General features: G+C 56.9%; 12 protein-coding genes. 5 read left to right on the forward strand and 7 right to left on the reverse strand.

All coding sequences use genetic code 11. The annotated features are described in order from the left end of the window. The first annotated feature begins 9 nt into the window (after positions 1-9). Positions 10-1,416, forward strand: coding sequence for an FAD-binding oxidoreductase (locus JK208_RS13985; protein ID WP_211576477.1), 1,407 nt, complete (start codon positions 10-12; stop codon positions 1,414-1,416). Then, complete coding sequence (locus JK208_RS13990; protein ID WP_211576478.1) at positions 1,413-1,946, forward strand: HutD family protein; 534 nt, start codon at positions 1,413-1,415, stop codon at positions 1,944-1,946. The genes JK208_RS13985 and JK208_RS13990 overlap by 4 nt, the downstream gene beginning before the upstream one ends. Here JK208_RS13990 and JK208_RS13995 read toward each other — a convergent pair. From JK208_RS13995 to JK208_RS14015, 5 genes are all read right to left on the reverse strand, one after another. Continuing rightward, positions 1,939-3,084: an alpha-hydroxy acid oxidase gene (locus JK208_RS13995; RefSeq protein ID WP_211576479.1), complete on the reverse strand. Its 1,146-nt coding sequence runs from the start codon at positions 3,082-3,084 to the stop codon at positions 1,939-1,941. The genes JK208_RS13990 and JK208_RS13995 overlap by 8 nt on opposite strands. 22 nt (positions 3,085-3,106) lie before the next feature. Continuing rightward, positions 3,107-4,654, reverse strand: coding sequence for a histidine ammonia-lyase (hutH, locus tag JK208_RS14000; RefSeq protein ID WP_211576480.1), 1,548 nt, complete (start codon positions 4,652-4,654; stop codon positions 3,107-3,109). Between the two features lie 7 nt (positions 4,655-4,661). Beyond that, a complete protein-coding gene (gene hutU, locus JK208_RS14005; RefSeq protein ID WP_211576481.1) occupies positions 4,662-6,347 on the reverse strand; it encodes a urocanate hydratase in 1,686 nt (561 codons plus the stop codon). 86 nt (positions 6,348-6,433) lie between these two features. After that, positions 6,434-7,249 carry an N-formylglutamate deformylase gene (gene hutG, locus JK208_RS14010; RefSeq protein WP_211576482.1) on the reverse strand — a complete coding sequence of 272 codons (816 nt, stop codon included), beginning with the start codon at positions 7,247-7,249 and terminating at the stop codon, positions 6,434-6,436. A 21-nt stretch (positions 7,250-7,270) separates the two neighbouring features. Further along, positions 7,271-8,632: a formimidoylglutamate deiminase gene (locus tag JK208_RS14015; protein ID WP_211576483.1), complete on the reverse strand. Its 1,362-nt coding sequence runs from the start codon at positions 8,630-8,632 to the stop codon at positions 7,271-7,273. Positions 8,633-8,760: 128 nt separating this feature from the next. Between JK208_RS14015 and hutI the strand changes: the two genes are divergently transcribed. Further along, the gene (hutI, locus tag JK208_RS14020) at positions 8,761-9,999 is read left to right on the forward strand and encodes an imidazolonepropionase (RefSeq protein ID WP_211576484.1); all 1,239 of its coding nucleotides are present in this window, start codon (positions 8,761-8,763) and stop codon (positions 9,997-9,999) included. Positions 10,000-10,097: 98 nt separating this feature from the next. Further along, positions 10,098-10,838: a histidine utilization repressor gene (gene hutC / locus JK208_RS14025; protein ID WP_211576485.1), complete on the forward strand. Its 741-nt coding sequence runs from the start codon at positions 10,098-10,100 to the stop codon at positions 10,836-10,838. A gap of 30 nt (positions 10,839-10,868) precedes the next feature. Here the strand turns inward: hutC and JK208_RS14030 are convergent, their stop codons facing one another. Then, entirely contained in the window at positions 10,869-11,081 is a 213-nt protein-coding gene (locus tag JK208_RS14030; RefSeq protein WP_211576486.1) for a hypothetical protein, read from the reverse strand. A 122-nt stretch (positions 11,082-11,203) separates the two neighbouring features. Further along, positions 11,204-12,373 (reverse strand): MFS transporter, encoded by a 1,170-nt coding sequence (locus JK208_RS14035; protein ID WP_211576487.1) that lies wholly within the window; start codon positions 12,371-12,373, stop codon positions 11,204-11,206. Positions 12,374-12,821: 448 nt separating this feature from the next. Between JK208_RS14035 and JK208_RS14040 the strand changes: the two genes are divergently transcribed. After that, a complete protein-coding gene (locus JK208_RS14040; RefSeq protein ID WP_249202157.1) occupies positions 12,822-13,697 on the forward strand; it encodes an arginase family protein in 876 nt (291 codons plus the stop codon). Positions 13,698-13,709: the final 12 nt, after the last annotated feature.

Genomic DNA, 13,709 nt, shown 5'->3' on the forward strand with positions numbered 1-13,709 from the left:
GAAAGCGCCATGATCGGTTCTTCCGCCGCTGAACGCGCCGCCCGGCGTCTCGCCCCTCTTTTCGGAGATCGCCTGACGGCCAACGCGACGGTCCGGGAGCATCACGCCCATGGAGAAGGGTGGCGTCACCCGGATCAAACCCTCCTGCCGGCTTATGTTCTGTTCGCCCGCACCACGCAGGACGTGTCGGACGCCTTGAAAATCTGTCATGAGGAAAATGTTCCTGTCATTCCCTTCGGCGGTGGAACCTCTCTTGAAGGACAACTCACGCCTGTTCCGGAGTGCATCAGTCTCGATCTTTCCATGATGACGGACATCCTCGATGTCTCGACCGAAAACCTGACATGTCGCGTTCAGGCTGGTGTGACGCGGCAGGATCTGAACCTCCATTTACGGACACAGGGCCTCTTCTTCCCGGTCGATCCCGGCGGAGAGGCAACCTTTGGTGGAATGTGCGCCACCCGGGCCTCCGGAACCGGTGCCATGCGTTATGGCACCATGCGGGCGAATGTCCTGGGCCTGACGGCCGTTCTGGCCGATGGGCGCATCCTTCATACAGGCGGTGCCGTCCGCAAGGCTGCCACGGGCTATGATCTGACCGGCCTGCTCATCGGGTCGGAAGGCACGCTGGCCGTGATTACGGAAGTGCAGGCGCAACTCCATCCCATCCCCGAAGCCGTAGGCGCTGCGGTCTGCCAGTTTCCAACACTGGCCAGCGCCGTGGAAACGGCCGTTCTTGTCATCCAGTGCGGTCTGACCGTCGGACGGATGGAACTGCTCGACGACGTCCAGATGGATGCCTGCATTCAGTATTCCCATCTTGAGGGCTATGAGGCCCTCCCCACCATGTTCTTCGAACTGACAGGTTCACCCGCCAGTGTTGCGGAACAGGAAGCCGTGCTGCGAGATCTTGTGGAGGGTCAGGGCGGACAGTCTTTCCGCTGGGCCACCGCTACTGAAGAACGTAACAGTCTCTGGAAAGCACGCCATGATGCTTTCTGGGCCTGTATGGCGTATCGCCCCGGTTACAAAGGCATCACAACCGACGCCATTGTCCCCATTGCCGCCCTGACGGAACTCATGACAGGCGCCAGATCCGATATTGACGCTTCCGGCCTGCTAGCCCCCATTGTCGGCCATGTCGGTGACGGCAATTTCCACACTGTCATTCTGATCCCGCCCAATGACGCGGATGCCGAAAAACGTGCCCTCGAACTGGACCATAAAATCATCCGCCGTGCCCTCTCACTCGGCGGTTCCGCAAGTGGCGAGCACGGAATCGGTCTCGCAAAGCAGCTCTTTATGACAGAAGAACACGACCCCGCAGCCCTCTCCGTCATGCGCGCCATTAAAACCGCTCTGGACCCGAAGAATATTCTCAACCCCGGAAAACTCGTTCCCGCAGACGCCCCATGACCTCGCGCCACATCCGTCTGAACAGCGTCCCAGGCACCCTTTGGAAAAACGGCGCCGGCACAACCCGATTGCTGATTGAACGGCCTGAATGGCGACTGAGCGTCGCCACCATAAGCCAGGCTGCGCCATTCTCCAGCTTTCCGGGTCTGTTCAGACAAATGGGACTCCTGGCGGGAAATGGCGTCCGTCTTCTTCACGCGTCCGACATGCCGCCTCTTGTTTTAGGCCAACTCGGTGACCGCATCCAGTTCGACGGAGGCTTGCCGCTGACGGGTACACCTCTTGACGGTCCGGTCGAGGTTCTGAACCTCATGCGCCCTGCAGACAGAAACGGTCCGAACCTGATCACGATCACACCAGAAAATCCCCCGGCGGGGAGCCTGCGGGGTTTTATCCCCGTCACGGGAGAGTGGAACGTCCTGACGCACCAGCAGCACGACACACTCGCTCCTGGCGACATTTTTCTTAGCGAAACTCCGTTTGAACTGGCCATCCTGAAACCGGGTCAGATCGCCTACGGTATCAGCTAACAGGCCGAAGCATCGCCCTGCCCTGAGACCGAAGCGACGCAACATCAGCCATCCCGCCCAGACGCAGGACATCGCGGATCTCGTCGCCCAGCCCGTTCACCAGACTGCGAACCCCTCTCTCGCCCCCCGCGGCCAGCGCCCAGGCCCAAGGGCGCCCGATCCCTACGGCCTGAGCACCCAGCGCCAAAGCGGTGACAACATCCCCACCCCAGCGAACACCTCCGTCCAGAATGATCTCCGTCTCGCCCTTCAGGGCTTCGGCAACATCCGGCAGGACGGAAAGCGATGACGGGGCCGGGTCCATCTGCCGTCCCCCATGATTGGAGATGATGACCGTCTGCGCGCCCGCTTTCTGACAGGCCAGCGCATCGCCCGCATCCATAATTCCCTTGACAGCAAGATGCCCCGGCCAGACAGACCGCAGCCACTCCAGATCCTTCCAGGTCAGGGTTGGATCAATCTGGGACGCCGCATTTCTTGCCTGTTCCATCAGCGTGTTCCCCATGCCGTAGGGCGCCAGATTGCCGATTTTCGGCATCCCGTTCCTCAGCATCCCCGCTGCCCAGCGCGGATGCGTGGCCATGGACAGGATATGCCGCAGGGACGGACGCGTCAGATTGCGAAAGCCATTGCGGATGTCGCGCAGCCGGAGCGGCGTGATCGGCGTATCAACCGTCAGGATGATGGTCCGGATGCCGCAGTCCTCCGCCCTACGCAGCATGTCGCGGGTAATCCCCCGGTCGCGAAAGACATAAATCTGTGCCGCGAGCGTTACCCCCGGCACCCGGGAGAGCGTCTCCAGCGACTGGATGGCGAATGTGGACACTGCCATCGGCAAACCCGCCGAAGCCGCGACCCGTGCAGCCCGGAGTTCAGCGTCCGGACACATGAGGCCGCCAAATCCCAGCGGTGCGAACATGAAGGGAAGCCGGTGCGTGCTTCCCAGAAAAGGCGTGGACAGATCGCAGGCTGAAACATCAACCAGACATTTCGGAACAACCGCCCAGCGGTCAAAGGCGAGACGATTGGTGCGGACGGTACGCTCCGAATGAGAACCGCCATTTACGTAATCACGAAAAATACGGGGAAGAACCCTATCAGCCCGACGATGCAGCGCCGCGATGCCATGATGGTTCATCCCCGTTATTCTCCCGATCTGATCAGTCTTCAAAAACAGGCAGGGGGATACCCGACCCGACACAGTCTTTCAGAGCGCCGTCGATAATAAGCGTACGGGCCGCTTCCATATCCGGCGTAAACAGGCGGTCCTGCGCAAAGAAAGGCACAGTTTTCCGCAATGTCTTCGCGACGGCAAGCAGTGGCGAAGACGTTTCAAGGGGGGCCAGGAAATCAAGCCCCTGTACAGCCGCCAGATATTCAACCGCAATGATTGTCCGGACATTATCCACGATGTCGCCGACACGACGCGCGGCAAACGTCGCCATGGAGACGTGATCCTCCTGATTGGCCGACGTCGGCAGACTGTCCACGCTCGCCGGATGCGCCAGCGTCTTGTTTTCGGACGCCAGAGCCGCAGCCGTGACCTGTGCGATCATGAAGCCCGAATTCAACCCGCTGTCCTGCACCAGAAATGGCGGAAGGCCACTCATCTGCGCATCGACCAGCAGCGCCAGACGCCGCTCTGCAATCGCGCCCACCTCTGACACGGCAATCGCCATGAGATCCGCAACTATGGCCACAGGCTCGGCATGGAAATTACCACCCGAAATCATTTCGTCCGTATCAGGGAAATGGATCGGGTTGTCCGAAACCGCATTCGCCTCGATCACCAGAACCCGCGCTGCCTGACGCAGATTGTCCAGACACGCTCCCATGACCTGAGGCTGACACCGCAGGCAGTATGGGTCCTGAACGCGCTCGTCATCTTCAAGATGCGACGCGCGGATGGCAGAGCCTTGCATCAGCGAACGATAAACGGCAGCGCACTCGATCTGTCCCCTCTGTCCGCGCAGTTCATGCAAACGCGGATCGAACGGAGCATCCGTGCCGCGCGCCGCATCAAGCGTCAGGCCGCCTGTAATGAGAGCCGCGTGAAACAGACGCTCGGCATCCAGAAGCGCTGCAATCGCCAGCGCCGTAGAGGCCTGCGTGCCATTCAGAAGAGCCAGACCTTCCTTGGCTCCCAGAACCAGAGGTTCAAGTCCGGCAGCTTTCAGAGCCTCATCACCCTTCAGGCGCTGCCCCTCATAAAATGCCTCACCTTCGCCGATCACCACGGCCGACATATGCGCCAGCGGAGCCAGATCGCCCGAAGCCCCGACCGATCCCTTTTCCGGAATGACGGGCACGACCCCCCGGTTCAGCATGTCCAGCAGAAGCTGCACGATCTGCGGACGCACACCCGAATAGCCGCGCGCCAGTCCATTGGCCTTGAGCAGCAGAATGAGCCGGACCACACGCTCCGGCATCGGCTGGCCGATCCCCGCAGCATGGCTCAGCACCAGATTGCGCTGAAGATCCCGCAGGCGATCATCAGGAATACGGGTCTTCGCGAGTTTTCCGAAACCCGTATTCACCCCATAAACTGGCTCGCCACGCCCGACGATACGCTCCACGGATTCCGCTGCACGTTGCAGAACCTCGAAGGTCGCATCGTCAAGGCGAACATCCATCTGCCCGAAATAGAAGCCCCGCAGATCGCTAAGCGTGATCTTGCCAGGCGTGAGTGTAAAAATGCTGGTCGTCATGATGGTCTCAGGCTCCGCGCGTGATCATGGGAAGGTCGAGGCCCTTCTCGCGGGCACAATCTGTTGCAATATCGTAACCGGCATCCGCATGCCGCATGACCCCCGTAGCCGGGTCGTTCCACAACACCCGTTCCAGACGCCGCGCCGCATCGGGCGTACCGTCCGCCACAATCACCATACCGGAATGCTGGGAGAAGCCCATGCCGACGCCGCCACCATGGTGCAGCGACACCCAGGTCGCGCCCGATGCCGTGTTCAGAAGTGCATTCAGCAGCGGCCAGTCGGACACGGCATCCGAGCCGTCCCGCATGCTCTCGGTCTCACGGTTCGGACTGGCCACCGAACCACTGTCCAGATGATCACGACCGATCACGATCGGGCCCTTGAGTTCGCCACTGGCAACCATTTCGTTGAACGCCAGCCCGAGGCGATGACGGTCCCCCAGACCAACCCAGCAGATACGCGAAGGCAGTCCCTGAAAGTGGATCTTTTCCCGTGCCATATCGAGCCAGTTGTGAAGATGCTTATCGTCTGGCAGCAGCTCTTTGACCTTCTGGTCCGTCTTGAAAATGTCTTCCGGATCTCCCGAAAGCGCAGCCCAGCGAAACGGACCGATACCCCGACAGAACAGTGGGCGGATATAGGCCGGCACGAAGCCCGGGAAGGCGAAGGCGTCTTCCAGACCCTCATCAAAAGCCATCTGACGGATGTTGTTGCCGTAATCGAAGGTCGGAATACCCTGACGGTGGAATGCCACCATGGCTTCAACCTGAAGCCGCATGGACTCCCGCGCTGCCTTCTCGACTGCCGCCGGATTAGTAATCCGCATCTTTTCGGCTTGCTCCAGAGACCACCCCGCCGGCAGATAGCCATTCAGCGGGTCATGGGCGGAGGTCTGATCCGTCACGCCATCCGGACGAATGCCGCGCCGCACCAGTTCGGGGAAGACTTCCGCGGCATTTCCGAGAAGCCCCACGGAAACCGCCTCACCTTTCGCACAGGCATCCTGAATGATGGCCAGAGCCTCATCAAGCGTATCGACCTGACGATCCAGATAGCCCGTTTCCAGACGCTTGCGGATACGGGACGGTTCACATTCAACCGCCAGCATGGACGCACCGGCCATGACAGCCGCCAGAGGCTGGGCACCACTCATGCCGCCCAGACCGCCCGTCAGGATCCAACGTCCTTTCAGGCTGCCGCCATAATACTGGCGTCCCATTTCCACGAAGGTCTCGTATGTTCCCTGAACGATACCCTGCGAGCCGATATAGATCCACGATCCCGCCGTCATCTGCCCATACATCATGAGCCCGGCCCGATCGAGTTCGTTGAACTTCTCCCAGGTGGCCCAGTGCGGCACGAGATTGGAATTCGCGATCAGCACACGCGGGGCATCCGCATGCGTCCGGAACACACCAACCGGCTTACCGGACTGCACCAGAAGCGTCTGGTCATCTTCCAGATCGCGCAGCGCCTCGACAATCCTGTCGTAGCAGTCCCAGTTTCGGGCAGCCCGACCGATGCCGCCATAAACAACGAGTTCGGATGGCTTTTCCGCGACCTCGGGATCCAGATTGTTCATCAGCATTCTGAGGGCCGCCTCTGTTTGCCAGCTTTTTGCCGAACGCTCAGGGCCAATCGGGGCGCGGATGGCACGATCATTCGAAAGGCGGTTGCCGGGATCACTCATGGGCTTCATCCTGTATGAACTTGTATATACCAATACTCAAATCGCTCTGCGGAATTGTCAATCCATTTATGAAATGACATCGGGATTTATTTTCCCGAATGTGCCGTCTCCGGCCTCCAGCACAACGCAGTTTCAAGCAGACTGTCGATCATCCGGGACAGGCGCACCGCTTTCTCCAGATCAATCGGCCACGGCGCCTCTTCGCTCCGCAAATAAGTGGACTGCGCAATTTCGAGCTGGATCGCATGGATTCCATGCTCAGGCTGCCCATAATGTCGCGTCGTGTATCCGCCCTTGAAACGGCCATTGACGACGTGGCTGTACCCCACATTCGCAGCCAACCGTTTCTCCAGAAGCGTCTGGAGTTCCCCGCCACAGGACTGCCCGCTATTGGTCCCCAAATTCAGATCCGGAAGCGCACCCTCAAACAGCCGGGGAATCGTGGACTTGATGGAATGCCCGTCCCACAGAACCGCCCATCCCCATTTCTGGCGCAATCTTTCAAGCTCTTGCGCAACAGCATCATGGTAGGGGCGCCAGTACGTTTCCCGGCGCTCGGCGATCTCACTTTCGTCAGGTGCCTGCCCAGCCCTATAAATGGGCTGCCCGTCAAATGTCAGCGCTGGCACAAGCCCCGTGCTTGGGCGTCCCGGATAAAGTGCCGCATCATCCGCGCCCCGGTTCAGATCCACCACATAACGGGAATGATTGGCCTTCAACACGCCCAGGCCCTTCGACAAGGCGCCTGCATAAAGATGCTCCATATACCAGTCGGTATCGGGCAACTGACGCCCGCGCTCTGTCATACGCCGCTCCATGCCAGGGGCCAGATGAGAGCCGGAATGAGGGAAGGTCACGAGCACCGGCATGGTCCCGCGAACAAAGGAAAAAATATCCGTCATGGTCAGGATTTCCTTATGGAATCAGAGATCGAGAAGAACCCGCACGGTACGTCGGAACGCTGCAGTCACGGCGTCATGGTTCAGGTGTCGTCCATCGCGCACGCGCCACTGGCCGCCACACAGCACATCTTTCACGGGGGGCTGGCGTGATCCAAAAACAGCAGCATCAAGAACGGCATCGTCCTGAAGATACGGCAGCGGCAACAGCTCCTCGTCCAGCACGCAGAGATCAGCCCGCGCTCCGACAACCAGCCCCCAGGACTCCAACCCACAGGCACGACGTCCGCCATCCAGCGCCTGCCGATATAGCCATCCCCCCGTAGATCCCAGCGCCTCGGCCGGGAGAGCCGCGCATCGCGTCTGCGTAAAAAGTCTCTGACCGTATTCCAGAGTCCGCAACTCTTCCCAGGGGCTGATCAGCACATTGCTGTCGCTCCCGATTCCGAAACGGCCTCCCGCATTCATATAAGATGCCAGCGGGAACAGACCGTCTCCCAGATTGGCTTCCGTAATCGGACAGAGCCCCGCCACAGCTCCGGAACGCGCCATATCCACAACTTCGGAAGATGACAAATGGGTCGCATGAACCAGACACCACCGCTCACCCACATCCGCCTGAGACAAAAGATATTCCACAGGCCGCGCGCCGACGGAGGCAATGCACTCCTCCACTTCCTTCTGCTGCTCGGCCACATGGATATGCACCGGCCCTGTCTGCGCAGACAGAAGATCTGCAACCGTCTTCAGATTGACCGCACGCAGCGAATGCAGTCCCAGCCCTACAGAGAGTAGCGGCGTTTCCGACCAAGCCGACCGGGTCTCGCTGATGATCTTCTCAATGAGTTCAGGCGTCGTCGCGAAACGCTCCTGCGCCTCCTGCAAAGGACGACCATCAAAGCCGCCGCGCTCATAAAGCGTCGGCAAAAGCGTCAGGCCAATCCCAACCGCATGCGCCGCCTCCCCTAACCGCAAAGACATTTCCGCCACCTGCCCATAGGACGCGCCACCCTGCGCATGATGCAGATAGTGAAACTCCGCGACCTGCGTATATCCAGCCGTCAGCATTTCCATATACAGGTAGCTTGCAATATCCTGCATCTGCTCGGGCGAAATGCGATGGGCAAGCTGATACATCAGCCGGCGCCAGGTCCAGAACGTATCCGCCGGATTCTGACGGCTTTCAGCCAACCCTGCCATACCGCGTTGAAACGCGTGAGAGTGGAGGCTCAGCTGTGACGGAACAACAATCGCTTTGCGTATAGCCCGGTCAGGCATCTCGACGTCCGGGAGGATTGCATCAAACCGTCCGGCAGAAGAAACAGAAATCCTTACATTTCTGCGCCAGCCGTCCGGCAGAAGCGCTTGCTCAGCAAACAGTTCCATAACCTCAACATTCCTTCCCTCAGCACACGGAAAGTCTTTGCTTTTTCCATTGGTTGCATGATGATAATGGAATTATAAGACTTGTATATACCACCACAGCGGATTTGATGCCGCAAGGAAGAAAGCGAATGTGGGATACGCTCTGGACAGACATTCATGTCGCAACTGCCGATCCGGCACTGATGTCGGAAAAGGACGGTTATGGCTGCATCCACAACGCGGCCATCGGTATTGAAAACGGACGGATCTGCTGGATCGGGGCCACCCGCGACCTTCCTGAAGCTCCACAGGCTCTGGCACATGATATCCGTTCGGGACATGGCCTCTGGATGACGCCCGGCCTTGTGGATGCCCACACCCATGTCATTTACGCTGGCGATCGCAGTCTGGAATTTGCGGAACGTCTCAATGGCGTCTCATACGCAGAAATCGCGCGCAAGGGCGGCGGTATTCTCTCGACGGTCAACGCAACCCGCAGCGTATCTGAAAACGAACTCTTCGACGTAACGGCCCGCCGCGTACGCCGCATGATTACCGAAGGCACGACGACCGTCGAAATGAAGTCTGGCTACGGCCTTACTTTGGAAGACGAACTTAAACAGCTCCGCGTTGCCCGTGCCATCGGCAACGCTCTGCCTATACGCGTTCACGCAACCTTCCTCGGCGCACATGCCCTGCCACCGGAATTCAGGAACCGGCAGGACGATTATGTCTCCCATCTCATCACGGACATTCTCCCTCAGGCCGTGGAAGAAAAGCTGATCGACAGCATTGACGGTTTTTGTGAAAACATTGCTTTCACCACCGATCAGATCGAACGCCTCTTCATGGCGGCACATGAGCTGGGAATTCCCGTCCGTCTCCATTCCGAGCAGCTCTCGAACAGTGGGGGAACAAGGCTGGCTGCCCGCTACGGCGCTCTTTCGACCGACCATCTGGAATATGTCTTGGAAGACGATGTCATGGAACTCGCCAAAGCCAGCACGGTCGCCATGCTGCTCCCCGGAGCTTTCTACTTCATCCGGGAGACGCGCATACCACCCGTGGACCTGTTCCGAAAACACAATGTTCCGATGGGACTTGCTACGGATTGCAATCCCGGAACCTCTCCAAGCGTCAGTCTCACCGGTATCATGAACATGGCCTGCACCCTCTTCCGCATGACCCCGGAAGAGGCGTTGTCCGCCGTGACCCGGATCGGCAGTCAGGCGCTCGGCCTTCAGAACATCACCGGCACGCTCACAACAGGAAAGGCCGCGGATATGCTTCTATGGGATATCGCCGGGCCACACGAACTTTCATACTGGATCGGAGGCAGAAGACCGCTTCATCGAATTTTTGACGGTAAACTGGACCCTGTGATATAAAATTACATAACCTTATCCATACAACCTCTTGTCTTAATTACAGTTTCGCCAGGATGTTTTTGGGATTGCCGCTCTCTAGCTGAAGGACAGCCCGCGACATGAAGATAGACGTCTCCCGGGAACGATCTCCTGCCCGTTACGAGCAGGTCAAAATTTATATTACCGAGCGTATTCAGGACGGAGAGTGGAAAGAGGGTCAAAAGCTTCCTTCCGAGAGCGAACTGGTCGAACTCCTCGGCGTCTCCCGCATGACGGTCCATCGGGCACTTCGCGAACTCATGACCGAAGGAATCGTGGTCCGTGCGCAAGGTGTGGGAACATTTGTCTCACGCCCTGCGCCGAAGGCCGATCTGTTGGAACTTCACGATATCGCCGATGACATTCTGAGTTCAGGCCATGTCCACACTGCCCAGGTCATCACACTGGAAGCCATCCGTGCTGACATTGATCTCGCATTTTCCTTCGATATGCGGCCAGGGAGCAAGCTGTTTCACTCGGTGATCGTCCATTTCGAAGATGATATCCCGCTTCAGGTAGAAGAGCGTTTCGTCTCCCCTGCATTCGCACCTGAATACCTTCAGCAGGATTTCACCCTCACCCATCCCCACCGACATCTTTATCATATTTCCGGCCCTGATGAGATTGAGCACATTGTCTTCGCTGTCGCCCCCAGTCAGGAATTGCAGTCCCTGCTGGACATCCCCCCTCACGCCCCCTGCCTCCAGCTTGTACGGCGCACATGGGTCAAAGGCCGCGTCGTCATGAAAGGCATCTTCACCTATCCAGGGAGTCGATACAGCTTGGGCGGCCGACGCAAATCTTCCTCAGACGATTTTTAGGATCCCGATTAGCAGTGAATGCTTGATCAATCAGGCTTCTACCGTACCTGCACCGTCATTGCTCAGAACCAGAGGCGCCGTGGCTTTATTAAAAAGACCTCGACGAATTTGCCCCGAAAGTTGATTGACTGTCGCGGCATGCATTTTGATCAAAGTATAACCTAGCCGAGGCAAAGGTTTAGGACGCTCCTCAATAACCATTGAGGGGGCTGTTCCAAAAGACGTGCAAACCAAAGACTTCATTATGCTTTCCTCGTTCTGAAAAACGTTCGATGGTGACAGGCGGATTGCTGTTGATCGGTTTAGTAATTTTTGAACCGTTCTCTCTTGCAGACGTATTCTCTCAACGAGAGTTCCTTACAAAATCACTCTGCTTTTCTATGGGTCGCCAGGTAGAAGGCGCTCAGAATGACAATCAAAGCGCTCATCCAGAAATTGGCTCTCAATCCGAAATGATCGACTATTGCGCCTCCAAGACTTGAACCGACCGCAATGGCAACCTGCGCGGTAAAGGTGAACATGGCGGCCGCAGCTTCTGAATGGTCAGTCTCGATACTGCGATGCCAGGTATTGAGACACAGGGGCAGTGCTCCCCACGCGACGGCCCAGAGAAGAATGAGTACCGTTTCAAATTTTGGAAAGATCAGCAGCACCGGCAGGAGCAAAAAGGGTATTGCCAGCGATATTTTTGAAGCAAAAAGCGTCGCCTTGAGATTGTTTTCCAAAAAGCGGCTGGCCACGAGGTTGGAAGCAAACCCGATAGCACCATAAGCCAATAACAAGAACGTCACAGCCCCTGAAGGAATACCTGCTTCATGGATAAGAGGGGTCAGGTAAGTATACGCTGCAAAATGGGCCGCAAAAACGGCAGCAATCATAACGATACTTTTCCGCGCTTCAGGCAGCCTGACGAATGCTTTGAAGTCCGTAAGCCGCACATGGCTTTCCGCTGGAACAGCTGGAAGCATTCTCCACTGCATGAGTAAAGCGGCAATGGCGATGATTGCGGCGGCCACGAATGCACCGCGCCAGGATGAGTACTCGGCGACCAGAGATCCCATGGGAACCCCAAGAATCATGGCTGCCGTAACCCCTGCGAAAACAGCCGCGGCTGCCTGATGCGCTTTGTCCTTGGCAACGAGTTCTACTGCAACAGAGAGGCCCATGGCCCAGAATGCGCCCAGACTGATCCCGACCAGTGCGCGACTGAGCAGCATCACGGCAAATGTCGGTGCCATGGTGGCAATCAGACAACCTGCGAGCAGAATAAGGGAGAGCCATAAAATAATCCTGCGACGATCTGTGCGTCCGGAAAACAGCATAACTCCAGGAGCAGAAAGTGCTGCCATCATTCCAGGAACTGTCATGGTAAGCCCCGCCGTTCCCGGACTTACAGAAAATGTTCTCGAAATATCAGGCAGGATACCGACAGGAAGAAATTCGGTGGTGACTGATGCAAATGAACCCAACGCCAGAGACAGAATAGCCAGCTTCTGGCGGGTAGGAGAAATCTCCCGAGAAATCAAATTCTGCATAATGGAAGCATATTTTCTGAAATTTTAGATCAGAAAGATGAATTCCGAGATACATCACTAATAAGATAAAGAATAATAAAATTATTATTTACTGTTACTGATGTATTTATATTCATCTGCGGTACCAATTTCCATATGAATTGGGATGGGATCAATCCACACGAGGAGGATGCAGCCTTGACCTTCCTTGGAGATTTTCCTGTCTTAAAATCGAATTTTCCGCACGACTATAGAGTTTTTCATCAAAAGGTTTATGAGAAAATTTCAGCAATAAATATCTATCAATTATACACTGCTCATGAAATGCTCTGTTGTATGAAGCGGTCCGGGAAATCTCGTATCTTTTACGAGAGACGAAAGATAAGCGCCTTCACATCTGACCGAGATGGCGAGTTATCTGATGGGTACCGAGGCAGACCGCATGCACTTACCTGACAGGAGGTCTTCCATGGCGGATCAGCGTTCCAAAACGTTAAGACTTATTTTCCCTCAGTGGCAGGGCGGCGATAATCCGCCCTATTATCTGGGATCAAAACTTCTGGCTTGGCTGGCTCCTCCTTCTGCAGGCCCTGTTGAGGAGGTTCCGGTTGATGCTCCGACGGACGTCCCTTTACCAGTCGAGGATGAAATGCGGGGACGCAGTGTTCTGATGAAACAGATTCAGGACGCCCGGAAAATCATTGAACGCCATCAGCCGAAGTCACTGGCGGTGCTGGGCGGGGACTGTCTTGTCTCGCTCGTACCTTTTTCGTGGCTATCGGAGCGCTATGGCGACAGGCTGGGTGTGCTCTGGATTGATACCCATCCAGACGTTCAGACCCCAAAGCAGTATACGAACGCTCATGCACACGTTCTGGGGGCTCTGTTAGGTCATGGCGATCCTGATTTGACCAAGGCAGTGACGAAGCCGCTTCCTGCAAAGAATGTGATGATTGCAGGCATCCATGACCCACTTCCGTTCGAAGCCCAATTCATTGCGGATCATGGATTGCGGACATGTTCACCCCAGCAGGTGCGTGATGGTGCACAGCCCGTCATGGAGTGGCTAAAAGACAGCCAGATTGAAGTCCTTGCCATCCATCTGGATCTGGATGTGCTGGATCCGCACAACTTCCGGTCTCTGCTTTTTGCAAAACCGGGTCGTGGCAAGCATGATTTCGGAGACGTTGCCGAAGGCAAGCTCAATATTCCGGATGTTCTGAAATTAATTCAGGAAGTGACGACCGAAAAAGAAGTGGTCGGTATGACGATTGCCGAACATATGCCTTGGGATGCCCTAAACCTGCAGGAAATGCTCAAACAGCTTCCTCTTATCGGCAGTTAAACCTTCGCGTCA

The organism is Gluconobacter sp. Dm-74, assembly GCF_018256135.1.
In the GTDB taxonomy this organism is placed as follows: domain Bacteria; phylum Pseudomonadota; class Alphaproteobacteria; order Acetobacterales; family Acetobacteraceae; genus Gluconobacter; species Gluconobacter cadivus.